This is a genomic window from uncultured Litoreibacter sp., from assembly GCF_947501785.1.
Classification (GTDB): domain Bacteria; phylum Pseudomonadota; class Alphaproteobacteria; order Rhodobacterales; family Rhodobacteraceae; genus Litoreibacter.
The window spans coordinates 3,774,278-3,801,178 of the sequence record NZ_CANMXB010000001.1 but is presented as its reverse complement, the minus strand read 5'-3'; the positions used below and the strand labels follow the sequence as shown (position 1 = coordinate 3,801,178).

Sequence of the window (26,901 nt, the reverse complement as noted above, 5' to 3'; positions counted from 1 at the left end):
GATCAAGTCTTTCTATCTCGCAATTTGAGTTCGTTTGTGCCAGCGTCTGCTTCCAGTAGTCGATTGTTTTTTATTACCTTTCGCGGCCTGCGGACAGGCCCAGGGGCGTTCGCGCGCCCCTCATTTGTCCCGGCGTTTCGCGGGAAATTTTTTTATCGCCTGCCTGCAACGGCGGCCAAAGTTTTGAATTGAGAAAGGCTTTCGCATGGCTCAGCCCCCAGCATCATCGGGCAAACAACCCACCACCGACAAAACCAAGAAGGACCCTGTCAAGGACGCCAAGAAAGCCGCAGCCGCAGCCGCCAAAAAAGCGGCGGAGGAACAGGCCGCCGCTGACCGCGCCGCCGCCTTGCTGATTTGGGTTCAGGCCCAAAGCACCAAAGATCAGGCCGACGTCTCCGCGCAAAACAAATACAACGAAACCATCGCCGCATCAGACGCCACGCTGAAGGCGCTGCAGCCCGCCACCAAGGAAGCCGCCCAAGCCGTCGCGACCGCGAATACCGACCTTGGCAACAGCGTCACCGCGCTGAAAGAGGCCACCAAGGAATCCGATACCGCCAAATCAGCCGTGCAAAAAGCACAGACCAATGTGACGGAGGCCAACAACGCCCTGACCCGGGCCCAAAGCGACCTGACGATCAAGGCCGCAACCACCACCGCCGCGACCACTGCGCATACCAACGCCGTCGCCGCCGTGGCCACAGCGGACGCGGCAGAAGTGACCGCAACGGCCAATGAAGCCGCCGCAGAAGCAACCCATTCCACGACAAAGCAGAACGCCCAGGCCGAATTGGCGCTTGAACAGGAGCAGGCCAAACTGGCCCTGGCCAATGCCTATGCCGTTTACCAAAAAACCCTTGCAGACATCGAAGCCAAGGCCGCCTGCGCCGCCAACACATCAGACGACAGCTAAGCCGGCCCGCCGCCGGCCCACTTCGGGAGACCTAAATGAACCAGATCAAAACCCCAGGCGTCTACGTCGAGGAAAAGAACGCATTCCCGAACTCAGTCGTTGAGGTCGAAACCGCCGTTCCGGCCTTTGTCGGCTACACCAAGATTGCCAAGAACGGGAAGATTGACCTTTCAGGCAAACCCATCCGCGTCACGTCGATGGCGGAATATGAAATCTTGTTTGGTGGCCCCCCACCCTTGAGCGTCACCCAGGACAAGACAGACCCCAACAAGCTAGTCGCCGACAACCGCTTCCTGATGCACATGTCGATGCAGTTTTTCTACGATAATGGCGGCGGACCCTGCTACATCGTCTCCATCGGGGACTATTCGGCAACCATGTCCGCCGACGATTTCAAGACCGGCATTGCGACGCTGGAAACCGAGCAGGAACCGACGATGATCCTGGCCCCCGACGCGGTATTGCTTGGGTCCAAAGACGACTACATCAAGGTGCCACAAGCCGCGCTTGCCCAGTGCGGAAAGCTGAAAAGCCGGGTTGCCATCATCGACATTTTCAACGGCAACAAAGCCGCCGTGCCGGGTGGCGACGACCCAATTGCCGACTTCCGCAACACCATTGGTACGAATGACCTGAATTACGGCATGGCGTATTACCCATGGGTCAACACGTCCATCCTTGAGCCCTCAGCCGTCGACTACACCACGCTCGACAGCAAGGCCCGCAAATCCCTGGCCACCGAGATGACGGCCGAAGCGCAGGCCGCGGCAGATCAGGCGACGGGCCAACCGAAATCCGCGATCCCCGACGCGATGACCAAGATGATCACCATCGTCGAGAAAGGCACCGACGCCTCTGTTGTGACCAAGACCCACCAAGCGATGATGAGCGCGAGCCAAGTGTACAAGCACACGATGACGCAGACGCTTGAGGCCGTAAATCTGATGCCGCCCAGCGCCGCCATGGCGGGAATCTACACGGCGACCGACAACAGCGTGGGCGTGTGGAAGGCTCCGGCAAACGTGTCGATGGTGGACGTGGTTTCCCCCGCGGTTTCGATTGACTCAGAGCAACAACAAGATCTCAACGTCCCGTTGGACGGGCTGGCGGTGAACGCCATCCGTACTTTCCTGGGGCGCGGCGTTCTGGTGTGGGGCGCGCGCACATTGGACGGCAACAGCCAGGACTGGCGCTACATCTCGGTGCGGCGGACTTTGATCATGCTGGAGCAATCGGTGAAAGCCGCGTGCGAGCCTTATGTCTTCGCCGCCAACGATGCCTCTACGTGGACCACCGTGGAGGCGATGATCGAAAACTTCCTGACCAACCAATGGAAAGCGGGCGCGCTTGCAGGTGCCACCCCGCCAGAGGCGTTTCAGGTCAGCGTGGGATTGGGGTCTACCATGACCGGCAACGACATTCTGGACGGCTATATGCGCGTCACGGTGAAGGTCGCGGTCACCCATCCGGCCGAATTCATCATTCTGACCTTCCAGCAAAAGATGCAGACCTCGTGATGCAGGACCAAACAAGGAGATTGACCCATGGCGGGTGAAAAAGAAAATGCGGTTTGGCCACTGCCAAAGTTCTACTTCAGTGTGGACATTTCCGGGGTGGGCACCGACCTGCCCTTCCAAGAAGTCAGCGGATTGGACACCGAAACCCAAGTAATCGAGTACCGCGCGGGCAACTCGAAAAACTTCAGCACCATCAAGATGCCGGGCATCGCCAAGGTGACCAACGTGGTTCTGAAGAAGGGCATCTTCGTCAAGGACAACAAGTTCTTCGACTGGTATTCCAAGATCAAGATGAACACCATCAAACGCGAAACGGTGACCATCAAGCTGCTGGATGAAAGCGGCAAGCCGACCATGACCTGGAAGCTGGCAAACGCGTGGCCCACCAAGATCACTGGCACCGATCTGAAATCCGAAGGCAACGAGGTCGCCGTGGAAACGCTTGAGATGGCGCACGAAGGCCTGACCGTCACCAACAAGTGAGCATTGAGGGATGGCAGACTACTACCCGCCGGTCGCGTTTTCCTTCGCGGTGTCCATTGCCGGAACCTCCACAGGAATAGACGCAGGCTTCTCCGAGGTCAGCGGCCTGAATGCGGAGGTAGAGCTGAACGAGGTGATCGAAGGCGGCGAAAACCGCTTTGTCCACAAACTGCCGGGCCGCGTCAAAAACACCAATATCGTGCTCAAGCGCGGCCAGATGGTGGCCACCTCGCCGCTCTTCAAATGGTGCAAGGAAACCCTGGAAGGTGGGTTGGCTAAACCGATCAAGCCGCAGACCGTGGTCGTGTCGCTGCTGGATCAGACCCAAAAGCCGATGTTGGCGTGGTCACTTGACCGCGCATGGCCGGTGAAATGGCAGGTCGCAGAATTCAAGGCCAACGGAAACGACCTGGCAATCGAGACGATGGAATTGGCCTATGCAGCCGTTACGCGAAAACTGATGCGCACCAAACCCAAAACCGGGCTCCTGAAGCCTTAACGCACCGATGAGGAGGTAACACATGCCTGTAGAAATCCGCGAATTGGTGCTGCGCGCCCGCGTCACCGAGGACCCTACCCCGACCCGCGACGACCACAGTCTGGACGATGAGGAACGCAAGGCAGACCTCCTGGCGGCTGTGGACAGACGCATCGACGCCGCCCTTCGCCGCCTCACCGATCGATGATGGGGCCCATCTGACATGCTGAGCAAATTCAAGATCATTTCATTCTCGGATGACGAGCTGCGGTCCAAGACGGGCCAGTACCAAGTTCAGATCAACCCTGAGAACTACGAGCATGGTCACACCACCGAATACACCATTGACCGGGGCATCGACGCGGCAGGAGCCTTGGCAAAGTTCAAAACCCACAAGCCCGAATACGTCAAATTCGACCTGATCATCGACGCCACGGGCGTGGTGCCCGGCGTGACCTCCATCGAGGACGAAATCGCCAAATTCCGCAAAACCGCCTACGCGTTCGTCGGCAAGGTCCACAGCCCCAACTATTTGAAGCTGATCTGGGGCAAGTTGGCCTTCGACTGCATGCTGAAGTCGATGGACGTGTCCTACCTGCTGTTCAGCCCCGCAGGCCTGCCACTGCGGGCCAAGCTGGCGTTGAACTTCCGCCAGCACCAGACCCCGGCCGATCTGGCGCGGCGGTCCGGCAAACAATCCGCCGACCTGACCCATGCGCGCGTGACCAGCTCTGACCGGACGCTGCCGCTGATGTGCTACCAAGTTTACGACGACGACACGCTGTACCCGCAGGTCGCCCGCGAGAATGACCTCAACGATCTTATGCATCTGAGCGTCGGGCAAGAACTGAACTTTCCGCCGGTGGACAGCTGATGGCCAAATCCGTCCGCGCCCCCAATGCCGAGCTGGTCACCGCCGAAATACTGATCGACGGCAGCCGCCTGCCCGACACGGTTCTGGTGTCCAACATCGAAGTGACACGAGAGGTCAACCGCATCCCCACGGCCCGCGTCATAGTGGCCGACGGTGACCCGTCTACCGAGACGTTCAAGGTCAGCGAATCCGACACGCTGACGCCAGGCAAGAAGATCGAGATCAAGCTGGGCTACCACGCCAAGAACGAAACCGTGTTTCAGGGCATCGTCCTGCGTCAAACGCTGCAAGTGGGACCCACAGGCGAAAGCAGCTTGGTCGTCGGCTGCAGCGACAAGGCGATCAAGCTGACCGTCGCCCGCACGAGCCAGAATTTTCTGGAAATGTCCGACTCCTCGGCCATGAGCAAGGTGCTTGAAAGCGCAGGACTGGAAGCGGATGTGGCCTCCATCAGCGGGGAGCAGGAACATATCCTGCAATCGCAATCAAGCGACTGGGACTTCCTGCTTGCCCGCGCCGAAGCCAATGGCCGTGTGGTGCTGGTCGACAACGGCAAAGTGTCCATCGCAAAACCCAGCTTCTCATCCGCTGAATATGAGGTGTCCTTTGGCAATTCCCTGACAGAAATGAACCTTGAACTGGACGCAGTCACCCAATTGCCCGCTGTGAAAGCCGCCAGCTGGGACCCCAAATCGCAAAAGGCCACCGAAAGCAGTGCCAGCGAGCCAAGCGTGAACAGCCAAGGGGACCTGACCGGCAAGAAGCTGGCCGAAGTGCTGGGTGTCACAGATTTTGAGCTTCAAACCATCCGCGAGCTGGAGGAAGCCTCGTTGAAGGACTGGGCCGATGCGCAGCTGCTGAAATCGCGTCTATCGCGAATACGCGGGCGGGTCAGCTTCCCGGGCAACGCCAAGGTCTTGCCGGGCAAGCTGCTGGAGCTGAAGGGCATCGGCAAACGGTTCAATGGGTCGGGCTACGTGTCCGGCATCACGCATGAAATGGGTGACGGCACCTGGACCACCGAAGCCACGTTTGGCCTGCACCGCCGCTGGTTTACCGACACCCACCGCGACACCAGCGCCGCGGCGGCGGCCGCGTATACATCGGGCGTCAGCGGCTTGCAGATTGCCAAAGTCTTGCAAGTTTATGAGGACCCAAAAAATGAAATGCGCATCAAGGTCAAACTGCCGCTATCCTCGCCCAATGAAGGCATTTGGGTGCGCATTGCCAGCCCCTATGCCGGAAACTCCATGGGTATCACCTTCCTGCCCGAGGTCGACGACGAGGTGGTGCTGGGCTTCCTGAACGCCGACCCCAATGCCCCGATCATTCTGGGCGCGCTGCACAGTTCCGGCCGCCCCGCCCCGTTCACCCCAGACGAGAAGAACACCGAGAAATCTATCGTGACCCGGTCTGGCCTGAAAATCGGGTTCGATGACGAAAAGAAGGTGCTAACCATTCTGACCCCCGGCGGCCACGTTGTGACGATGAGCGACGAGGACAAATCCGTCACCGTGGTCGACAGCAACTCAAACAGCCTGAAGATGTCCGAGGAAGGCGTATCGCTGACCACGCCGAAGGACATGACCATTTCGGCCGATGGCAACGTATCCATTAACGGCGACGCCGGAGTGTCGATCAAAAGCGACGCCAGCGTCAGCGTGGATGGCGGTACGGTCAGCCTAACGGCAGAGACCGAGTTTAGCGCGACCGGGTCGGCGTCGGCCTCGCTCACCTCATCGGGGTCCACATCCGTTTCCGGCACAATGGTGGAGATCAACTGATGCCGCCAGCCGCCCGCCTCACGGATATGCATGAATGCCCAATGCAAACACCTGCGGTCCCCGCGCCTATCCCCCATGTGGGTGGCCCAATCACCGGACCCGGTGTGCCGAACGTGCTGGTAGGCGGCATGCCCGCGTCAGTTGTTGGTGACATGCTTGTCTGCGTGGGCCCGCCTGACGCCGTGGTCGAAGGCTCTGCGACTGTGATGATTGGCGGCCGCCCCGCTGCGCGGATGGGTGACGCAACGGCCCATGGCGGGTCCATCGTTGTGGGCTGCCCAACCGTGATGATCGGGGGATAGCGACGTGGATAAAAGCACAAGCGGTTTTCTGGGTCAGGGGTGGAGCTTTCCGCCAAAATTTGAGGTGTCCGTGCCCCCCACCGGCGGGCCGCCGATTGGGCTTGTCACGATGGTGCAAGGCGACGCCGACATCGAACAGAGCCTTGAAATCCTGATGATGACCATTTCGGGCGAACGGATCATGAGGCCGACCTATGGGTTGGGCCTGCAGACCCATGTCTTTGACGTCATCGACGAAAACAACCTGACTTTCTTGCGCTCCGAGATCGAGAAGTCCGTCCTGTTTTACGAACCTCGTATTGAACTGGAACAGGTCGCCTTTGACACTGGCGCGGTCCTGGATGGTCGCATTGATATCACGCTGGAATACACCGTCATCGCGACCAACACCCGCGGCAACAAAGTCTTCCCCTACTATTTCGAGGAGGGCACCCATGTCGAGATGCCCTGACCTCGCGATGAACCGGGGGGTGACATGACCGGGAAACCTAAGCGGGCAATGACATATGGCGATGTCGGCCACCTATGGCGCGACGGTCGTTGGCATGCCGCGCTCGATACACAATACTTCGTCATGGATGAGCGCGGCCTTGCGGATATGGTGCGCTACGCGGTCGGCGTGGCCCGGCTCCTCACCTATTTCACCAGCGAAAACAAAGCCGTCGCTTCTACCGATGGCAAAGGCTGGGACGCCTTTTTTGGCGGCGACATCACCTTCCTGCTGGCCCAGATGGCCGGCTACCAAGCCCCAAAGATCGACCCGACGGTGCCGGTCGCGGACTTGGAGAGCTGCCTTGAAAGCGAAATAGAGGCGCTGATGTTGAATTACGCCCGCGCCGAACAGGTCGCCGAGATTGATGCGCCGGACCAGCTGGAAGACGGTATTTTTGGCACCATGAAAACGGCCGTCTCAGCCGAGTTGGCCGGGGTTCTGCCTGACATTGATGGCGGCCCGCAGGCTCAGCCAATGCAGAGGCTGACCAACGCCAAAGCCTCCACATCCCCGACCGAAGACATTCTGAAGGTGGTCATAAGGCTGAACGAGCAACTCGCCAAAGTCGCCTCCCGGTCCTTGTCCAGTTCGCTAAACGAGCAAAGCAACCATCCCGCCCATGCTGGCCTGTTCCTGAGCTTTCTGTCCTTGCTGCAGGACTCAAAAACACAGCTTAACGAGCTGACCGAGCGCCACCTGGTTTTCTATTATGAACGGATGCTGATGCTTCGGGCCAAGCCCGCTCAGCCTGACCGTACCTGGCTGTCGTTTCAACTGTCGCCGAAGGATGAACGGCTCGACCTTCCTGCCGGGTCGCACTTCCTTGCGGCGACCCAATCTGACGGCACAACGCCCACATTCGCGACCGATGGAGACTTTGTTCTTACCCGGGCAAAGCTGGATCGGATGCAGGCCGTCCAGATGGTTACGGGGTCCCATCACGAGATCGGCGGCATTCATGCATACCCCGCCCCGCTTTCGCGCGATGGTTTGGGCGCGCCATTGGCCGAACCTGCGCTTGGCGCCCCTGTATTTGGCCCGACCTCCCTAGACAGGAATGCTGCGCGCGCCGCGACGATGGCCGCGGCCGCGGGCGTCATTTTCACGAGTGGGGAACTGGGGCTGAGCGAAGGGCATCGCCGCATCCGGCTGAGCCTAACACTGCGGGCAACTGCGCAAACCCATCTCTCGAAGGCCATTACCCAGTACCGCAGGTTGCTGGCCCGCGGGCATGAGGGCACGATTGACGATGCGGAATTTGCGACGATGCTGACGGACTGCTTCTTGTTGACCTGCAGTGGCAAGAAAGGGCCTCAGAAAATCACAAGTTTCGTTGTCGATACGAGCGCTGCCGCGAGCAATCGCCTGAATTTCGATATCACCCTGCCACAGGATTTCCCGGCAATTGAGCCCGACCCAAAGTCGCAGGTCTCGCTGCCCAGTTTGACTTTGATGCTGAACCCCGCCGCCCGCGCTTTTGGCTACCAGCCGTTTGGCGCCCTGCAAATAGTCGGGACCGAGCTGGAGGTGTCTGCGCAGGGGTTGCGAAAGCTCAAAATTGGCGCGGGAGCGGGCAAACCCATCTCGACCAAGCCAATCTCACCGTTCGGCGCGAACCCGAAAGTGGGCGACGACATCGTCTTTTCTCATCCCGATCTTGCGGGCAAAGCGGTGAGCGATCTCAACCTGTCATTTGACTGGTTGGGACTGCCGCAAGCGCCAGAAACACTTGCTGCCTATTACAGCAGCTATGAACTGGAGACCCAAAACAGCAGCTTCCGCGCCAGTTTTCAGGTGGCAGGACCCGATGGCTGGAGCGCGGTCTTGCCCTCAGGCGCGCCCAAGAACGACCTCGATCACGGGGTGCCATTGTTCACGTCTACCACCGACGCAGACACGCTGGCGCCGTGCCAGAAATGGTCGTTTGACCTCAGCGAGCTTGATCTGGCCGCCGTACCGCAACTGCAAATGACATTCGCCGCCCCGGGATATGGCTTTGGTGCTCAAATCTTCCCCGACGTCGTCGCCGCTACGGTTCTGGAGAACGCGCACGCAAAGACGTCCATCGTCGGCAAAATTACGGGCAAGCCGCCGCCCTTAAAACCGATGCCAAACCCGCCGCTGCAACCCAAGATGGCAAACCTGCAATTGGGATTTAAAGCCCGCGCCAGCACGCAGGCAGGCGACCTGGTGACCTACGCATTCAAGCCTTTCGCCGCCCCGCAAATCTCGGCGCGTCCCACCCTTGCGCCGTTGGACTTTTTTGGCCGTTCCGCCCTCTATTTCGGCTTCACCCAACTGGAGGCCGGCGAGACGATCACGGCCCTTTTTGAGATGGTCGACAGCGCCGTTGGGCAGGCCGCCGCGTCGACAGCGGATGCGGATGCGCCGCTGGAATGGGCCTATTTGGGTGCGCGGGGTTGGGCTGCGCTGCCGCGCCAGAACGTGTCCCTCGATGAGACTGAGAACCTCACCAGAACCGGGGTGATTGCCTTGGCGATCCCGTTTGACGCAGCACCAGACAGCGACGGGATCACCTGGCTGGCGGTAACGGCAAAGGCCGGCATCCGCCCATTGGGGCAGATCGTATCGGTCACGCCACAAGCGACCTCGGTTACGCGGGTTCTTTCCAACGCGGAGGCAGCTGGGGCGCTTCCCCCGCTCGCCGCAGGCAAGATCACCAAACCGGCATTGCCGACACCAGCCCTGACCAAAGTCATTCAGCCTTTGCCTACATTTGGCGGCGCCGCGGCTGAGGGGACACGTGACTTCCGCATTCGTGTCAGCGAAAGGCTGCGCCACAAGGGCCGGGCAATCTATGCCCGTGACTATGAGGAACTGACGCTGGACGCGTTCCCCGATATTTTTGAGGCCAAATGCACCAAGGCGGCGGACGGTGCGCTGACCCTCGTAGTGACCCCCACCGAAGGCCGCACCGGCATAGGCACCCGTCCAATTGTCAGCCGCAGCCGCAGGGTCGCCATTGCCACCTATCTTGAAGGGCTCAGCGCGAACTGGGGCGCGCAGATCAACGTCATTAACCCGCGCTACGAGCCAATCCAGCTGCGCGCCTGGGTCGCGCCGCACAGTCCGGTTGAGGTCAACAGTTTCATTCACGCCCTGGAAACCGCATTCATCCACCACATCACGCCTTGGCGGGCCGACCCTTCGCACCCGATGGCAATCGGCGCGGGTCAGCTTGATCTGGCAGGATTGGCCGCCACCCTTAAGTCGGTCGCCAATGTCGACGTAGTCACCGGCATGTCGCTGACGCAGTTCTTTTTGCGGGGCGGGTCGGGCCGGAATACGACGCATCATGGCCTAAAGGACACGGCTCGGCTGGAGGCGCATGAGGCCAACACGTCAGTGGTGTTGCGGCCCTCTTCGCCCTATTCGGTTCTGGTGCCCGCGACCCAACAGGACCTGCATATCCTGCCCCCCACGCGATCTATCGGGGATCTCGCGGTGAACCGCGACTTGTATGCGGCCAGCGATCAACAACACGACCTTTGGAGCGTGGATTCCAACCTCATCCCGGCGCGCCCACAACCGGTTGGCATCGGTGATCTCAGCGTCGGCCACACGATGATTGTCACCACTCCGCGCGATGCGCGACCATGGGTCCAACCCGCATTTGCGTCACCTCCCCCGTCGGTCGCGCCACTGATGGCGATGTTGCCGCCGCTCCCCGTTGCCGAAGCGGCAAAAGGATTGCGCTCATGACAGTCACCAAAGAAGATCTCAAACACGCTTTCTCGGACGGGATGCTACCGACCGGCGACAATTTTGCCGACCTGATCGACTCCACGGTGTCCACCGATGCCTTCAAGGATCATGTCGCCGCATTTGAGGCGTGGAAGGCGCGGCCAAAAATCACCATTGGCACAGCACCAACCGACTGGGACCTGACCGTCACAACCGCGGACACGCTGACGGTTGGGCCGGGGCAGGCTGAATTCGCAAAGACCGCGGCTGACGTGAATGTTTGGGGCTATGCAGGGCTTTCCGCCCGCATCGGGGCCGCCGCAAACGCCGACGCCTTTGCGGATCCGACGCCAACCTTGAGCGTGGAAAACATGGACGCCGTTCTGGGGGACGGCGCCTGGCACACCATCATTGATCACCCCGGCAGACCTTGCAGCTTTGAGGTGACGGCCATGGCGAACGCCCCAGCCACCAAACCCGACAAATGGTACATGAAGCTGTTTCGGGCCGTCACGGGCTGGCCCGTCATTGGGCCCACGATGCTTCAGGCCGTTGCCGCTTCCTCCGGCGGGAATGGCCAGCCGTCCTTGCAGGTCACCCAATGCCCCAACCCCCGCGCAGCCATGGAGAGTTTGAAGTCCAAAGCCGCAATCGCCGCACTTTTGGCGACCGTTGCGGCGATCATCTATGCGCTGGGTTGGGACGCGCCATTTGTCAGTGCGTGGGACAAGCTGATGGAGGTCGTCAACGCGCTTCTCAAAGGTCTTGAAAGCGCCATCAACGCGATCACAATACTCATAGAAAAGGCGCTGTCAAAACCTGAAAAATCGCTCGCTTTGAACCTGGTGGATCACAAGGCGGAGATAGCGCTTATCCTGCTGGGCTACCTGATTGCGCGGGGCGTGACTCATGCCACGCTGCTGAACCGTCGCACCTGCCACATTAGGTGGCGCAAGACAAAAAGCGGCAAAAAGAAAAGCTATGCATTGCAGATCCGCAGCGCCAAGGGGTTTCGCGACATCAAAGCGGCAAAGGTGTCTTACGCCATAACCCGGCTTTGGGACTGAGCGCGTGCCGCCCGCCGCGTCCCGATTATCACGTGCGAAGGCCTTGCCCGCAGCGCTGGACTTTTCGCAGCTGCGCACCAAAGGCATCGAGACTGCTCAGCGCTATTCCGGCGACATTTGGACTGATTTCAACGACCACGACCCCGGGCTGACAATTCTGGAGGCGCTTTGTTACGCGCTGACCGACATCGGCTATCGCACCTCCCACCCGATGGCGGACCTGCTGTCATCGTCTTCCGCATCCGCCGGGGTACCCACCAGAGAGCAACCGCTCTTTACCGGCGACAAGATTTTGGTCTCGGCGCCGGTCACCAAAGCTGATGTCAGGGCCTTGGTCGTGGGTAAGGTTCAAAATGTGCGCAACCTTTGGCTGCTGCCACTGGACGGAAAGCCAAATCATTTCGATGTGCTGATCGACATTCATCCGCGGTCCAAGACCGGCGCCCTGACAGAGGCGGAGATAAACAGCCAGGCCCGCGCCGCCTTGATCGACGCCACCAAAATCCTTCAAAGCAACCGGCCCTTGGGCGTCGCCTACGAGACCATCCGCCCGATCGGATACACCTATGCCCCGCTGATTGCACAGGTCAATATCTTGCCCCATGTCTCTGCCGAAACGCTGGCGGCGAACATCATATTCGCGGTCGAAGAGCTCTGCGATCCGTTGCCGAAAATCTCCTCTTTCGAAACGATGATGAAAGCGGGGAACGATCCCGCCAGCGTATTTGACGGTCCGCCGTCCGTCATTGGCCATATCGATACCCGTAACTTCCGGGCGCTGCGTGCCAGCATTCCCGAAGAGTCGTTGCTATCGGCAATTCAACAGGTCGCCGGGGTACAAAGCGTTGCTGGCCTATCTTTTGACAGCGGCGTGCGCACGAAAGTCAGCGCGTCAGAATTAACCCTGCCAATGCCTTCGCGCGCCGTCGCAGACCTGTCACGGCTGCAATTTCATCGCAACGGGGTGCCTGTCCCGTTTGATGCCGAGAAAGTCGTGCGGGCATTGCAGAACTTCGACAGCGAGCAGCGCTGGGCCTCCCTTTACGAGCGCAATTCCGTCAAAACTCTGCCCTACGCAACCATCCCCCAAGGTAACGCCAATCGCCACCTGGACCGCTACCGATCCATCCAGCATCTGTTTCCGCAGATTTACGGTTTGGGAGAATTCGGGTTACAAAAATCACCCAAGCCTGCCAGTATCGCCCATCAGGCCGCAATCCGGCAGCTCAAAGGCTACCTGTTCTTGTTCGAACAGCTTCTGGCCGACCAGCTTGGGCAACTAGATCACATTGCAGAGCTCTTTTCCTTCAAGGCGTCCGATGCGAGTTACTTCGCGCAACCCATTGCCTCCGCAAAGCCCAACCCTGACAACCCTCCACATGTGGACCAGATACTCGGGTCAGGCAAAGATAGCGACTGGCACGCCCACTACGTTCGCGACCTGTCAAACCTGAATTCCCATAACGATCCCTACCGCGACCGAAACGACCGCGCGCTGGATCATATGCTTGCCCGCTTCGGAGAAGTTTTTGACAATGACGCACTTTGGCTGCGGCTGCGCGCGGCCGGTATCACGAAGGAACATGCCGACGACACCCGCATCCGGCTGAAACGTGCCTTCCTGTCCCATTGCGTGACGCTTGGCCGCGATCGCGGGTTGGGCCCGGACCTGACCGACTACAAGGAAACCGCTCTTCAAACACGGGTGCGGCTGAAGTCAGGCTACACGGAGCGTTGCCTGATCATCGAACATGCCACATTAGCGTCCGGTTCCTACCAATTGGACGAGGTTCAGGCCTTCCGCGTGCGCGCCGGCAAAGTGTCGCTGCTGGCTGTCCTGCGCGACCCGATCCAGACCCATCAATGGCCGCAGACCCGCGTCGCCATTGCCGAGGCCCTGAGAAACGGCGCCGACTTCGCCGCATCGCCGATGCCGGACTATACCGTGGCGTTGAGCTGTTCGGCTCCAAATCACCCGCAGTTTTTCTTTGTCGAAAGGTTCGGCTCCTTTGCCGAGATCAACTGGGCCAAGAAACTGCTGACCACGGACCGGTTGACCATCGAACGCCAACTCTTCCCCACCCCATTTTTTGATGGTCAGCTAAGCGCGTTCTTCGAAACGCCTGCGAAGGCGGGCCATGCCGACATTCGCAGTCTGACGGAAAGAACGCTGTCTGATTGCTTACCCGCCCACCTGACTTCTTCGATTTTTTGGCTGCCCAAAAAGGCCTACGCGACATTGGCGCAAGCCCATAAGACCTGGCTGAACGGCGGCATGGCGGATCCGGGCGCGCTGATACAACTGATTAACCGCAATGCTTGCGCTGCCTTTTTGGCTGAGCTGGATCAATTTCCCGCAGACAGCCCAAAATGACGCATCAGGTGTCCCGAGTGATGTTCGAATTCGACGTCCCCTCAATGCGGGCCGGAGAGCAGCTTCTATCACGCCTGTCACACTTTGGTGCAACCCGTCTGGAGGCCGCAATCGACACCGGTTTTGGCGATAAATCGTTCCGCCTAGGGAGGCTGGAAGTAGACCTGGGCGACCTGCCAATGCGCGAATTGGAACCGCGCACCGAGGAGCGGATCATCGCGGCCCTGAGCAATCTGGAAGGCGACGTCCCAAGTGCCATTAATAACACAACTGACCAGGTCGAGAATGATCCGCCGGACGCCGCGTTCAACATGTTGGCGACTGGCGTCGGGCAACCCATTGCCGGCGGGATTGTTGAGCCGGCCAACGTCGCGCAGCACATGTTGGCGATGCCGGTTCAACAGCGGCAGACCTTGCTGCAGCGCGCGCTTGAAAGCGCTACGGCGGCCAAACGCCTTGTCGGGATTACCACTTGGCCCGAGTTCGCGGCCCTTACTGGCATTCATGACGCCGACCAGATCAAAACTGCGCTTGACGCGCTGCGGCACCGCCTTGGATGGAATGTTGTCGAATTTCGATCCCGTTCCCGGCTGGCCATTCTGCACCTCATTTCCGATAGGGCAGCGATAGATATTCGGCGTATCGAGGCCTATCTGGCGGCGTCCACAATTGACGCACCAATCCCTGCCGCAGCGCCGTCTTTCGGCGGCGACAACCCACCCAGCAAAAGCAAGGAACCGGCGAAGATTGCCTCCGTGCCGGAGTTTTTATCGGCACTGCACGCACTGACGGAAATTGGCACGCCGTCCGCAGAGGCGCTCAGCCGACTTGCCGAGATATTCGCAGGGCTTGACCAACAGCAGCTTGGCACATTGGCCCGCTCGGTCAAATCGGCTGAAATGCGCGCTATCAACGTGACCAGGCTAATCGAAGCCCTGCCCCCGTGGTCGTTAATGTCGTTGCTTCGCGTCTTGTTCTCCAGCACCGAAGCACATGCCAACTTACTGGTGGACCTGGCCGACACCTCCCATTTCCACGGGCAGGCTGCCCTAGTGCGGCGACTGTTGATGGTGGGGCTCCAACAACAACCATCCAATGGCGAGGCGATCCTGCAGGACACTTTCTCAAGACTGCTGGGTTCAGCGGATCTACATCCAGCCGATCTTATCGACGCGTCCAAGAGGTTGCGGCCTGATCAGCGGACCATGATCAAGACCGCCGTAGACGCGATCATGTCAAACCGTCGCGACCCAGCGGGGTCGCAACGTCCACCAGCCGCAACAAAGGCGCAGGAGTGGCCAGCATCCGCAACCCAATTGCACACCTTTTTGCGCTACGGGTTGATGGGCGGGCAAACGATCTTGGAACTGCGCAACCAAGTGTCGGACATCATAACGTCGGACGCCGCGACGCTTCGTGATCTGATTGACGCATTCCCCTTTTGCCGCAACCGCTTGGTCGACCTCCTTGAACCATCAACTCGGATTGAGCTCTTGAACGCCGTTGGGGCGGACCGAACATTCTTTGAGGCCGTAAATGTGCTGCAGGATATGGCAAAAGGGGTGATACTTGAGACTGATAACGCCGCATTCCGGATTGCAGCCGCGGCAGCCCTGACGGCAACGTTCGAAACACAGTCTGGACCTGACCGATGCCGCGTCTTGGTCCGCGAGGTGTTCGGCACATTGGCCGAGCAAACGGGCCTATTGCCTGATGATCTGGCAACGGCCATGCTCAACACCAACAAAGAAACACCGGCGGACGTCGCCGAATTGCTGGTTGCACAGGCCAAAACGGCGTCCGCCTTTCTGCGCGGCCCGGGCGGCGCGACCCAAAGGAAAGGGCTTGAAAGCAAATCTGCCATGGACATGCCGGAAACCATCTATGTCGACAACGCAGGTTGCGTTTTGCTGTGGCCGTTTCTTCCGCAGCTTCTGCGCGCGTTGGATTTGTTTGTGGATGGAGAATTTCGGTCCCGCGCCGCGCAACACAAATCAGCTCAGCTCGTACATTTCCTTGCAACCGGCGAGGAGACCCCTGCAGAACACGCCGTCGGTCTCCCAAAGCTGTTGTGCGGCATCCCACTGCATGACGTGGCCGAGGTGGGGCAAACGCTTACTCAGGAAGAACGAAGCTTGTCGGCCGACTTGCTTCATGCCGTGACCCAGAATTGGCCGGGCTTGGAAAACACATCTTCCGACGGGCTGAGGGAAACCTTCCTGACCCGAAGCGGGGTACTAAAACTTCAGCTCGAGGAGACGGTTTTGCATGTCGAAAGCGGCCCGTTTGACATGCTGCTGGACCGCCTGACCTGGGCAATTTCGACGATTTCACTTAGTTGGATGGCGCACCCTTTACATGTGAAGTGGCGCGACCAATGACAACAAATGCAGACACGCTCGGCCGAGAGCTTGACTGGCTCAGCGCCCATATTGAACGGACCATTACGCTTCACTTTGACGCCGCGTTTGATCAATCCAAACTGCCCGATAGCGCACCACCTGACCTGGCCAATGATCCGTCAGAATACGCCAGTTTCCTGAAAGAAGGTGGTTTTAGCGACGATGAAAGGCTGGTTTTCATCCTCGCGCTCGCCCCGCTGCTGAAGCCCGAAGCGCTCGACCAATTCATGATCCGCAACGAAGCGCTGAACCGTCGATTCACCGAATTTGGCGGCACCCAGACCAGCCAGTCAGGGTTCAGGCCAACGGTTGAAACCGCGATATTTTTGTTGGCAGGAAGTCAGCTGGACCGACGGCTCCGGCTTTCCACAACATTTGCGGAGGACAGTGCCCTAATGCGCGGCCGGTACCTTGTGCTGGGCAATCCAGAGGGAGGCGGGTTCAATGACAGCCCATTATCGCCAGGCACCGCTCTGCTAGATCCATTGGGCTCCACGTTTGCAGATCAAGCGGCGTCGGTGCTCGGCTTTCCTGCTCAACGGATAGAGACGCAACTGACCTGGGACGATCTGATCTTGCCCGCTCAAACCAGACATGCGTTGGACGAAATTTTGGCCTGGGTCAAATTTGAGAGCAACATTACAGCCACCTCTGGGCCTGGGCGTCTGATCGCCCCGGGCTATCGCAGCCTGTTCTACGGCCCACCCGGTACAGGGAAAACACTGTCGGCTTCTCTTCTGGGTCAAAAAACCGGTCGCGATGTTTACCGCGTTGATTTGTCACTGATCGTCTCGAAATGGATCGGCGAGACCGAGAAAAATCTGGCGCGGGTCTTTTCCGAGGCCGAAAACAAAGGCTGGATCTTGTTTTTTGACGAGGCAGACGCGCTGTTCGGAAAGCGCACCGCGGTCTCATCCTCCAATGACCGCCATGCCAATCAGGAGGTTGCCTTTATCCTCCAACGCATTGAAACATTTACCGGGTTGGTGATCCTTGCCAGCAACCTGAAGAGCAACATTGACCCGGCATTTTCCCGCAGATTCCAATCAACCATCTTTTTCCCGGAACCGGGCGCCGCTGAGCGGCACCTGCTATGGAGCAACGCGTTTGGTGACAGCGGCTGGAAAGGCGCGGACATCGACATCGATGTGCTTGCGGAGAAATTTGAGCTGACCGGAGCCACCATCGCCAACAGTCTGCGCACCGCAATGCTGGAAGCCGCGCGCACGCAACGGCAGGCATTGTCGATGAAAGATATGGAGGCCGCTATCCGGCGGGAATTCCTGAAACAAGACCGCGTACGAAGGGCCGAGCAATGATCCAACAAACAATTCTCTTCATTGAGAAACGCTTAAATCAATACCTGATGTCGCGGTTTCCATCTGCCAGCGACTGGGTCGTCACGTCCTCCGTCACAGGCCCTGGCGGCACCCCTCCGCTGGCGACGAACAACAAAATCGTTCTTACCCTTGTCAATATCGAGCGAGACGCGACAGCCACGGCCACTCACCCGAAGTCGAAGGTCGAAGACAAGTCCATTGCCAAAATGAACCCCGCCATGCGGATCAATCTCGATATCCTTGTCTCCGCTCAATTTGAGACCAACTATTCCGACGGCCTCGTTTTGCTGTCCGCGGCATTGGGCTTTTTTCAAGGCTCCTCGCACTACACCGCCAGCAGCGCGCCTGATTTGCCGCAGGGGCTGGACAAGCTCACCACCGAATGGGTCGACCAGAACCGGCAGGAATTACATAACCTTTGGACGGTTCTCGGTGGCAAATACATGCCCTCGATGATGTTCAAGCTTCGCATGCTCAGTGTTCAGGAAAACTGGGTGACCGAAGACGTACCGATCATCACCGGCACAAGCAGTGACCTCGTGCCATGAGTACCACCGAATGGTCGTTGCTTTGCGTGCTGGACTTACGCCACGGCTATTACGCAAACGACATCTGGCAGGATGCCGAGATCGAACCCTCAGAAACCACAGCGCTGATGTTTCAGCGCTATGGATGCCGACTGCGCAAGACGGCGGCAGGGGCCGAAATCTGGTATCAAACAAACAACGGCGTAGCCCCTCTGAAATCCATACCGGCGGAGACGTCGTTGGGGTTTATCCTGTCTTCATCCACCCAATATTTTCATACGTTCACGCAGACCGCTGACGCCGGGATGGAAGACGTGCTTGTGTTTCGGGATACCCAAACTGCGTCCACTGGTGCTCTAGGAATGGATGCCCGGTTTTTTTCGCCCCCGGCAGGCGTCGGGATGCCAGTCAAATCAGCCGACTTCCAGCAGTCCTTTCGGACCCCTCGCGCGGCCCAACAAGTCAGCGTCGTCGGTGCCAGTGACGGGGTGATCTACTGGCAGGAGCCGAACCTGCAAACCGCATTCAAATCGTTGGCCCTGAAGTTAACGGGCGTGCCCGAGGGCCTGTATTCCCTGCGGTTTGACCATGACACCGTTATGGACTTTGTGTTGCTGAACACGCCGAATGCCGTCGGCTACATTTCTCTGACGCCAGCGGGCAAAGACATTCCACCAACTCAGCGCATGGTGTTGGACGGCAATACTATCCAGCCTCAAACCCTGATTTTGAAACTGGAGCCCAGAACGTCAATCTGGCGATACGTGGTTTCCGGCCTGCCAGACCAAGCGGCGACGATCACCACAAAAGAAGGTGGAGACACATTCACCTCCCCTAAACCACTGCAGGTGACGGGGCGGGCAGCAGTTGAGTTTATGTCCAAAGCTGCCTTGCCACTGCGACAATCCCAAACGGCGCGGGACAGCTTCGCGCTGACATTCAATGACCATAACGGGGTACCGGCAAAGATTGCGCTTCCCATCGCCTCGCCGCAAACGACGCGGATGGAGCAAACCTCTCTGGGCAATCAGCTCGTATCGACGATGTATGTAAACATCTAAGCGTTACGGTCAGATCAGCGCCAGCACCTCCTCCCGCTGCGGCATGGACAGTGCAGCACCGGCGCGGGTGACCGACAGACCTGCAACGGCGCAGGCGTAGGTCACGGCCTTCTCGGGCGCCATACCGTCAGCGAGGCAAGCCGCAAAGCCGCCGTTAAAGGCATCCCCTGCCCCGGTCGTTTCGACCACTTTGCCCGCGGCAACCGCCGGAACCAGACCGAAGCCGTCCAGATAGGCGCCTTGCGCGCCCATTGTGATGATTGGACGCGCGACGCCCAAACCCTTCAACGCTTCGCAGGCGAGGGCCGCGTCTTCGGCGTTCGCCACTGGAAGGCCCGTCAGAATTTCGGTCTCGGTTTCGTTCGGGGTGACGAAGTCGCACAGCGCCAGCATCTCGCGTGGTAATTCCACGGCCGGGGCCGGGTTCAGGATCGTCGTCACGCCCGCGGCCCGCGCGATCTGCAACCCGCGCATTGCCGCGTCCAGCGGTTGTTCCAGCTGGGTGATGAACACATCCGCGCCTTCGATCACGGAGCGCGCTGCCTCAAGGTCCGCCGGGCTGATTTCTGCGGCCGCCCCCGGCGCAATGATGATTGCGTTGTCGCCGGTTGCCTCATTAATGAATATATGAGCTGCCCCAGTGTAGCTTCCCGCATCCTCAACCACTTCTGCCGTGATGCCGTCCCCGGTCCATAATTCCCGCGCCATGGCGGCGAAATCATCCGCGCCCAGCCGGGTGATCATCGACACATCAGCCCCCATCCGCGCAGCGGCGACAGCTTGGTTAGACCCCTTTCCGCCGGGGTTCATGGCGAAAGAGTTGCCAAGGAAGGTTTCCCCCATCACCGGCATACGGTCGGCGCGAAACGCCAAGTCCACAACAAACACGCCCAGAACGGCCACCTTGCCCATCGCTTAATCCTCCAACGGCTGCCAGCCGCCATAAAGTGGATGATCCGTGCCGACCGGGCAAGTAACCGGCGCACCACCAGAGCGTGCGGAGGCGTAGATTGCCGTGATCAGCTCAATCGAGGCGCGACCATCCGCCAAACGCACCGCCTTATTCGACGCGCCATTCATCGCGGCGGCAACCTCCGCCAAGTAACCTGTGAACCCCGCACCCGTTTCGGGCACTGCTGCCACCACAGCGTCAATCGCCGCCTGATTTTCAGGGTCGCGCGCTTGAAACGCCCAATCCTGATCCATCGGCGCGTAGGGCTTGGAGCCACTCGTTGCGGTCAGCTTTTCATAGATCAGTTTGATCCTTGTTTTGTCGTCTGCCCCGCCCAAAGTGACCGAGCTTGTCGCAAGTGCGCCATTTCTCATCTTGAGGGTCAACGCCGCGCAATCTTCGGTCTCGATCAGGTTGATCCGGGTATCCAGCACCGCTGAAACTTGGGCAACCTTGCCAAACAGCGTGCTCAACAAGTCATGCGCGTGAATCGCGTGGCCCACCACCGCGCCGCCCTTTTCCCCCGCCCACGTCCCGCGCCACGGAACCGTGTAGTAATCCGCGCGCCTTGCCCAATGGGTCTCCAGGCTGGCCATCTGCGGCGCGCCAAGCAGGCCGGCGTCGCCCAACGCCTGCAATTGCGCCATGGCGCGACCAAACCGGTATTGGAAAACAGGGTATATTTGGCCGCCCGACTGCGCCTCAGCCTTTTCCAGAACTGAGACGTCTTTCAATGACGTCGCAATCGGCTTTTCGCAGATCACCGACTTGCCCGCCTCCAACGCCCGAAGACTCATGGGCACATGCAGATGGGGCGGCAGGCAGACGTCAATCAGGTCAATCTGCGGGTTCTCAAAGACCACGCCCGCATCAGCAGTCGTTGGCGTCCCGCCTGCGATGTCTTTGGCGCGCGCCTCGTCCAGATCACAGATCACGACGACCTCAAACAGATCGGGCAAGGCGCGATAGCCCTGCAGATGCTCCGCCCCGATGCCCGCACCAAGGATGCCGACGCGGATCATGCTTCCGCCATCTCTTGCGCTTTGATCGCCAGCTCCATCACCTTGAACGCATGCGCCTGCGGCATCGCTGTTTCGGTTCGCTTGCGAATGTCATCAGCCAGCCGCGCGAAATACGGCAACCCCGCGTCTTTGCAGTCAATCCCTTCGCACCGGCTGCCATTGACCAGAAACAGATGATCACCGCCTTGGGCGCCACCAACATCCACGTATTTGCGCAGCTCGATTGTGCCCTCGGTCCCCAGCAGCATTAACCGCCCGTCGCCCCAGCTGGGCAAAGCGTCCGGCGTGAACCAGTCCACGCGGATATACCCCTCGCCCCGGTCGCTATGCAGTACTATTTGGCCGAAATCCTGTAGATCCGGCGTATCGGGGTTACCGTAATTGCCGGTGCTGGCCAGCGTCACCTCAGCGTCCGTGGAGCCGGTGAAAAACAGGAACTGATCAATCTGATGCGAGGCAATATCCGTCAGGATCCCACCAAACCGGTCGCGCTGGTAAAACCAATCCGGCCGCGTGTTGAGGTTCAAACGATGCGGCCCGATGCCCACGGTTTGGATCACCCGGCCAATGGCTCCTTCCGCCACCAATTCGGCGGCGCGGGTGACCGCGGGCACCTCGAACCGTTCGGAAAAATCAATCGACCAAATGCGACCCGTTTCCGCCACACAGGCCTTGATCGCGGCCAACTGACCCAATGTGGTGCAGCCCGGTTTGTCGCTCATGACGTCCTTGCCTGCGCGCATGGCGGCGATCGCCTGATCTGCGCGGTCCGCCGGGATGCCTGAAAGCAGGATTAGGTCTATGTCGTCGCGCTCGATCACCTCGGCGGCGGCTCCAACCCTCGGCAGATCGGGAAACCGCTTGAGAAACCCGTCCTGCGTGGCGGGCGTCCCTTCAGTCCACCAGCACACTAGCTCGCATCCCACCTTCACCATCTCGGCGGCCATTCCGTAGATGTGGCGGTGGTCAATCCCAACAATGCCAATGCGAAGCGGGTCAGACATGGGGAACCTCAATCAATTTCCGTTCTTTGGAAGACAATGTCAGCGCATCAATGAGCGCATGCACCTGCAACGCCTCACGCCCCGGCACCAAGGGAGGTCGACCATGTTTCACGGCTTCAGAAAAATCCTCGATGATCGATTGGTGCCAGGCATGGGTGAATGCCATCGGATCTGCGCCGCCACCGGTGGCGGCGCGGGCACCGACCTGCTCTGTCCGCCCGTCGCGCCAATTCAACGTCAAAACGCCATTGCCCAGGACAGCGCTTGCATGGGCACAATGCAGGGTGATCACCTCAGCGCCGCCGGGGTAACTTGCTGTACTGGCGTGCAAGGAGCCGATCGCACCATTCGCGAATTCCAAGCCAGCGGACACGAAATCTTCGGCCTCCATCTCGTGGCTGGCACTGGTTCGCGCGAAGGCCTGCACTGAAGAAACCGGTCCGACCAGGGACAGCGCCAAATCCAGAGTGTGGATCGCCTGCGTGATCAACACTCCCCCGCCATCCTGCGTATAGGTCCCACGCCCCGGCGCGTCATAGTAGCTTTGGTCTCGCCACCACGGCACAGTTATTTCCACGACCTGCACTGGACCCAGGAGGGGCAGCTTTTCAAGCAACGCTATCGACGCCTCCCGAACGCGGTGCTGAAAGACGATGCCAAACGGCACCCGCCCATCGCAAAGCGTAACCAACGCCGTCGCCGCCTCCAGGTTTCTTTCCAGTGGCTTCTCCATAAGGATCGGTTTCCCGGCCTCGGCCAGGGCACGCACGATATCAAGCCGGGCATTGGGAGGGGTTGCGATGATGGCGAAGTCTACGGAGGGATCGTCCGCAACTGCGGCCACATCATCATAGGCCTGAACCTGCAAGCCATACTCTGCGTCCAGCCTGTCAGCGTACCGCCTTGCCGACGCGATCGAGGTGGCGCAAACGCCGGCCAATGCAACCTTGTCGCTGTCGCGGCAAGCCAGAACATGGGTGTCCGCCACCATGCCGGTTCCGATTAATGCTGCGTTCATCCGCCCCTCCATCTGCGCCCATCTTACGGGCGCGCGCGCGGGACGAAAGGGCGAAATGAACTGGCACCCGGCCCGCCACACGGCTAGGCTTGGGCGCATGACAGAACTCGCCCTGACCGGCCTTGCCGCCGAGCTATACGCGCCGCTGCGCGACCTACCGATCGTGTCGCCCCATGGCCATTGTGATCCGGTCTGGTTCGCACAGAACACGCCCTTCGCTGACCCAGCCGCGCTGATCATCACGCCCGATCACTACGTGTTCCGCATGCTATATTCGCAAGGCGTCTCCCTGGATGCTCTGGGCATCGGCCAACCTGCCGGCAGCACCGACCCACGCAAGGTGTTCCAGATATTTGCAGACAATTGGCACCTGTTTCTGGGCACCCCCTCGCGGCTGTGGATCGCGGACATGTTGCGCGGTGGGTTCGGGATCACCGATGCGCTGACCAGCGCCAATGCCATGGACATCTACGACCGGATTGACGCCGCGCTGAAGACCGACGCGTTCCGCCCCCGCGCACTGTTTGAGACGATGAACCTGGAGGTACTGGCCACCACCGACGCCGCCACCGACCCGCTGACACATCATCAGGCCATTCTCGACAGCGGTTGGCGCGGCCGTGTCGTGCCAACCTTCCGGCCCGATGCGGTGTTGGACCCGTCCGATCCCCGCTTCGCGGCCGAGCTGACAACACTCGCCCAAATCACTGACACAGACATCACTACCTTTGAGGCCTATCTCAACGCCCTGCGCGCCCGCCGCGCCTTTTTCAAAGATCTTGGCGCCACGGCCACCGACCATGCCATCGAAACCCTGCAAACCGATCTGTGTGCCCCTCGCTTCGCGGCTGAACTATTCGACAAAGCGCGCAAGGGCGAAATTGATGAATACGAGGCTGCCCTTTTCCACGGCCACATGCTGACCGAGATGGCACAGATGTCTTGCGAGGACGGCTTGGTCATGCAGTTACATGCGGGCAGCAGGCGCAACTCCAACCCCGCAATCTTCGACACATATGGTCGCGATATGGGCGCCGACATTCCCGTCGCAACAGATTGGGTGCGCGGCCTCGAAGGGCTGTTGAACCGCTGCGGGAATAACCCGAATTTCACCCTTATTGCCTTCACATTGGACGAAACCACATATGCCCGCGAACTGGCACCCATGGCGGGCCACTGGCCCTGCCTGAAAATTGGCCCGCCCTGGTGGTTCCACGATTCCGTGGCAGGCATCGCGCGCTATTTTGATCAGGTGGTGGAAACTGCGGGCTACCAGAACCTCGCCGGTTTCAACGACGACACGCGGGCCTTCATGTCCATTCCCGCGCGCCATGATGTGTGGCGGCGCTGCGTGGCGCTCCATCTTGCTGGTCAGGTTGAGCGAGGCTTTTTCGGCAAGGAAGACGCCGCCGCGCTTGCGCGCCAGCTCAGCTATGATCTGGCGCGCGACAGCTACAACCTGCTGCTGCCATGACCGAAATTCTGCATTTCGGCATCGGCAATTTTCATCGCGCCCATCAGGCGTGGTACACCCATCACGCCAACCTTGCAGCAGGCGAAGACTGGTCCATAATAGGCGTCTCCCTGCGCAGCCCTGCCATGCGCGACACGCTCAACCCGCAAGGGTTCGACTACACGCTCGCTATCCGTGATGCCGCAGGCGAAACGCTCGACCGTATCTCCGTGCTGGACGATATCCTCTTCGCCGACCCAAATGACACAACCGCGCAAGAGGCAGTGTTGAATGCCGCGATCAAGGCCGACATCATCACGCTTACAGTCACCGAAAAGGGCTACCATCTCGGCCCGGACGGCCAGCTTGACCTGGACCACGCCGCCATTCGGGCCGACCTCGCCGGGACGCCAACTACCGTCTATTCATACTTGTTTCACGCGCTGCAAAAGCGCGACGCCCCGGTCACGATCATCTCCTGCGACAACCTCTCTGCAAACGGGGACAGCTTAAGCACGGCTTTGGACCGCTTCGCAGGCGCGATGGGGAAGAAAAACTGGCCCGAAACAAGCTTTCCAAACACCATGGTCGATCGGATCACGCCAGCCACGACAGATGCGTTGCGCAACCATGTTGCAAACAAGGATATGCGCTGCGCCTCTCCCGTCGAGACCGAGACGTTCTGCGAATGGGTCATCGAAGACCGCTTCGTCACCCCGCGCCCGGCTTGGGACAAGGTTGGCGCGCAGATTGTCACTGACGCGACCCCCTACGAGCTGCGCAAGCTGCGGCTTTTGAACGGCGCGCATTCCGCGCTCGCCTATGCCGGTACGCTCGCGGGCTTTGAATATGTGCATCAGGCCATTGCAGAGCCTGAATTGCGCGCGCTGGTCAACGGTATCTTCGACGAGGCAAGCGCCACGCTGCCATCAGGCATCGAGACGGAGAACTACCGGGCCGCCCTGCTCGACCGCTTTGCCAACCCCGCACTGAAACACCGGCTGCGCCAGATCGCGATGGACGGCACACTGAAACTGCCAGTGCGCCTTCTGGGCACGATCGAGGCCCATGACGGCCGCGCGCCGTGGTGCCGCAAGGCGGTTGAGGCATGGATGGATTTCGCCATTTCCGAGACATGGGCGGGCAGCGTGGTGGACGACCCGAAATCCGCAGATATCAAGGCCGCCTGCACGGGCGAGACGCCCAAAGCAGACCTCGCAAAGCTAATTGGCTACACCGGCTGACGCCGCCGCTCCCGGGCCCAGATCAGCAGGCCTGACGCAATGATGATCGCAGCCCCAAGCACCGTGTAAAAATCAGGGATATGCCCCCAGATCAGGTAGCTCCACGCGGTCAGGAAGATCAGAAACGAGTAGGTGTAGGGCATCAACGTGTTGGCCGCCGCATACCGGTGCGCGCGCGTCAGAATTTCGTGACCCGCCCAGCCCCAGATGCCCAGCAGGAACATGATCACCCAGTCAAACGCCGTGGCCGGATTGACCCATTGCCACACAGCAAAGGGCAGCAGCGCCGCGGTGCCAAACGCCCCCATGTAGAACTGCATCGTTTCGGTCGAGACCACCCCCGACAGCTTGCGGGTGATGATCGAATACAGCGCCAAGGCGAAGGCGTTGTGAACCGAAAGCAGCATCGCCCAGTGAAACTCTGCCCCAAAGGGCCGCATCACCACCAATACGCCCACAAACCCCATGCAAATGCCGAACACCCGCCACGGCCCCGCACGTTCGCCCAGCAACGGCCAGCCCAGCAAGCACACCAGGATTGGCGAGGTGAACATGATCGCGCCGGTGACGGTCAACGGCAGGTACAGCAGCGCGATGAAATTCAGCGCGGTCGACGAGGTCAGCAGGTAGGCGCGGAACACCACCCATCCCGGCTTGTCGGTCTTGAACCGCTCCAAATCCGCCCCGCCCCGCAAAACCAGCGCTGTGGAGATGAAGAAATGCGCGAAGTACCGCATGAAGGCCAGCTGCAGCGCGGGCAGCCCCGCCAAAACCAGCCACTTTACCGACGTGTCAATCAGCGAGAAGAAGAACCACGCGCCCAGCATCATGGCGATGCCCAGCTGCGCGCGGTCCTCGGTCGCAAGAATGGCGACCTTTGACACC

General features: G+C 59.8%; 23 protein-coding genes. 18 read left to right on the top strand and 5 right to left on the bottom strand.

Annotated features, from left to right (window positions below; genetic code table 11):
* Positions 1 to 205 precede the first annotated feature (205 nt).
* Genes Q0899_RS18950 through Q0899_RS18875 form a run of 16 tightly spaced genes read left to right on the top strand, consistent with a single transcriptional unit; the run spans position 206 to position 19,323 of the window.
* A complete protein-coding gene (locus tag Q0899_RS18950; RefSeq protein WP_299195069.1) occupies positions 206 to 916 on the top strand; it encodes a hypothetical protein in 711 nt (236 codons plus the stop codon).
* Positions 917 to 951: 35 nt separating this feature from the next.
* A complete protein-coding gene (locus Q0899_RS18945; RefSeq protein ID WP_299195066.1) occupies positions 952 to 2,433 on the top strand; it encodes a phage tail sheath C-terminal domain-containing protein in 1,482 nt (493 codons plus the stop codon).
* A 27-nt stretch (positions 2,434 to 2,460) separates the two neighbouring features.
* Complete coding sequence (locus Q0899_RS18940; protein ID WP_298293093.1) at positions 2,461 to 2,916, top strand: phage tail protein; 456 nt, start codon at positions 2,461 to 2,463, stop codon at positions 2,914 to 2,916.
* A gap of 10 nt (positions 2,917 to 2,926) precedes the next feature.
* Complete coding sequence (locus Q0899_RS18935; protein ID WP_298293094.1) at positions 2,927 to 3,415, top strand: phage tail protein; 489 nt, start codon at positions 2,927 to 2,929, stop codon at positions 3,413 to 3,415.
* 22 nt (positions 3,416 to 3,437) lie between these two features.
* Positions 3,438 to 3,602 carry a DUF5908 family protein gene (locus tag Q0899_RS18930; protein WP_298293096.1) on the top strand — a complete coding sequence of 55 codons (165 nt, stop codon included), beginning with the start codon at positions 3,438 to 3,440 and terminating at the stop codon, positions 3,600 to 3,602.
* 15 nt (positions 3,603 to 3,617) lie between these two features.
* Positions 3,618 to 4,268 carry a hypothetical protein gene (locus Q0899_RS18925; protein ID WP_298293098.1) on the top strand — a complete coding sequence of 217 codons (651 nt, stop codon included), beginning with the start codon at positions 3,618 to 3,620 and terminating at the stop codon, positions 4,266 to 4,268.
* Positions 4,268 to 6,052: a type VI secretion system tip protein VgrG gene (vgrG, locus tag Q0899_RS18920; RefSeq protein WP_299195059.1), complete on the top strand. Its 1,785-nt coding sequence runs from the start codon at positions 4,268 to 4,270 to the stop codon at positions 6,050 to 6,052. The genes Q0899_RS18925 and vgrG overlap by 1 nt, the downstream gene beginning before the upstream one ends.
* 41 nt (positions 6,053 to 6,093) lie before the next feature.
* Complete coding sequence (locus Q0899_RS18915; protein ID WP_298359707.1) at positions 6,094 to 6,354, top strand: PAAR domain-containing protein; 261 nt, start codon at positions 6,094 to 6,096, stop codon at positions 6,352 to 6,354.
* A 4-nt stretch (positions 6,355 to 6,358) separates the two neighbouring features.
* Positions 6,359 to 6,805 (top strand): GPW/gp25 family protein, encoded by a 447-nt coding sequence (locus tag Q0899_RS18910; protein ID WP_299195056.1) that lies wholly within the window; start codon positions 6,359 to 6,361, stop codon positions 6,803 to 6,805.
* Positions 6,806 to 6,829: 24 nt separating this feature from the next.
* Positions 6,830 to 10,570 carry a baseplate J/gp47 family protein gene (locus Q0899_RS18905; protein WP_299195053.1) on the top strand — a complete coding sequence of 1,247 codons (3,741 nt, stop codon included), beginning with the start codon at positions 6,830 to 6,832 and terminating at the stop codon, positions 10,568 to 10,570.
* Positions 10,567 to 11,619 carry a hypothetical protein gene (locus tag Q0899_RS18900; RefSeq protein ID WP_299195050.1) on the top strand — a complete coding sequence of 351 codons (1,053 nt, stop codon included), beginning with the start codon at positions 10,567 to 10,569 and terminating at the stop codon, positions 11,617 to 11,619. The genes Q0899_RS18905 and Q0899_RS18900 overlap by 4 nt, the downstream gene beginning before the upstream one ends.
* Positions 11,620 to 11,662: 43 nt before the next feature.
* Entirely contained in the window at positions 11,663 to 13,993 is a 2,331-nt protein-coding gene (locus Q0899_RS18895; protein ID WP_299195047.1) for a hypothetical protein, read from the top strand.
* Positions 13,990 to 16,374 carry a contractile injection system tape measure protein gene (locus tag Q0899_RS18890; RefSeq protein ID WP_299195044.1) on the top strand — a complete coding sequence of 795 codons (2,385 nt, stop codon included), beginning with the start codon at positions 13,990 to 13,992 and terminating at the stop codon, positions 16,372 to 16,374. The genes Q0899_RS18895 and Q0899_RS18890 overlap by 4 nt, the downstream gene beginning before the upstream one ends.
* On the top strand, positions 16,371 to 17,714 hold the full coding sequence (locus Q0899_RS18885) for an ATP-binding protein (RefSeq protein WP_299195041.1): 1,344 nt from the start codon (positions 16,371 to 16,373) through the stop codon (positions 17,712 to 17,714). The genes Q0899_RS18890 and Q0899_RS18885 overlap by 4 nt, the downstream gene beginning before the upstream one ends.
* On the top strand, positions 17,711 to 18,283 hold the full coding sequence (locus Q0899_RS18880; protein ID WP_299195038.1) for a DUF4255 domain-containing protein: 573 nt from the start codon (positions 17,711 to 17,713) through the stop codon (positions 18,281 to 18,283). The genes Q0899_RS18885 and Q0899_RS18880 overlap by 4 nt, the downstream gene beginning before the upstream one ends.
* Positions 18,280 to 19,323: a hypothetical protein gene (locus Q0899_RS18875; RefSeq protein WP_299195033.1), complete on the top strand. Its 1,044-nt coding sequence runs from the start codon at positions 18,280 to 18,282 to the stop codon at positions 19,321 to 19,323. The genes Q0899_RS18880 and Q0899_RS18875 overlap by 4 nt, the downstream gene beginning before the upstream one ends.
* A gap of 9 nt (positions 19,324 to 19,332) precedes the next feature.
* Here Q0899_RS18875 and rbsK read toward each other — a convergent pair whose 3' ends face one another.
* Genes rbsK through Q0899_RS18855 form a run of 4 tightly spaced genes read right to left on the bottom strand, consistent with a single transcriptional unit; the run spans position 19,333 to position 23,319 of the window.
* Entirely contained in the window at positions 19,333 to 20,235 is a 903-nt protein-coding gene (gene rbsK, locus Q0899_RS18870) for a ribokinase (protein WP_299195030.1), read from the bottom strand.
* 3 nt (positions 20,236 to 20,238) lie between these two features.
* On the bottom strand, positions 20,239 to 21,297 hold the full coding sequence (locus Q0899_RS18865) for a Gfo/Idh/MocA family oxidoreductase (protein WP_299195027.1): 1,059 nt from the start codon (positions 21,295 to 21,297) through the stop codon (positions 20,239 to 20,241).
* Positions 21,294 to 22,301, bottom strand: coding sequence for a Gfo/Idh/MocA family oxidoreductase (locus tag Q0899_RS18860; RefSeq protein ID WP_299195025.1), 1,008 nt, complete (start codon positions 22,299 to 22,301; stop codon positions 21,294 to 21,296). The genes Q0899_RS18865 and Q0899_RS18860 overlap by 4 nt, the downstream gene beginning before the upstream one ends.
* Positions 22,294 to 23,319: a Gfo/Idh/MocA family oxidoreductase gene (locus Q0899_RS18855; RefSeq protein ID WP_298293125.1), complete on the bottom strand. Its 1,026-nt coding sequence runs from the start codon at positions 23,317 to 23,319 to the stop codon at positions 22,294 to 22,296. Before Q0899_RS18855 ends, Q0899_RS18860 begins: the two co-directional genes overlap by 8 nt.
* Positions 23,320 to 23,416: 97 nt before the next feature.
* Between Q0899_RS18855 and uxaC the strand changes: the two genes are divergently transcribed.
* Both uxaC and Q0899_RS18845 read left to right on the top strand, forming a co-directional pair.
* Positions 23,417 to 24,793, top strand: a complete 1,377-nt coding sequence (gene uxaC / locus Q0899_RS18850; protein ID WP_298293127.1) for a glucuronate isomerase — start codon at positions 23,417 to 23,419, stop codon at positions 24,791 to 24,793.
* Positions 24,790 to 26,016, top strand: coding sequence for a mannitol dehydrogenase family protein (locus tag Q0899_RS18845; protein ID WP_299195020.1), 1,227 nt, complete (start codon positions 24,790 to 24,792; stop codon positions 26,014 to 26,016). Before uxaC ends, Q0899_RS18845 begins: the two co-directional genes overlap by 4 nt.
* Here Q0899_RS18845 and Q0899_RS18840 read toward each other — a convergent pair.
* Positions 26,004 to 26,900 (bottom strand): DMT family transporter, encoded by an 897-nt coding sequence (locus tag Q0899_RS18840; RefSeq protein WP_298293131.1) that lies wholly within the window; start codon positions 26,898 to 26,900, stop codon positions 26,004 to 26,006. The two genes, Q0899_RS18845 and Q0899_RS18840, sit on opposite strands and share 13 nt — an antisense overlap.
* Position 26,901 lies beyond the last annotated feature (1 nt).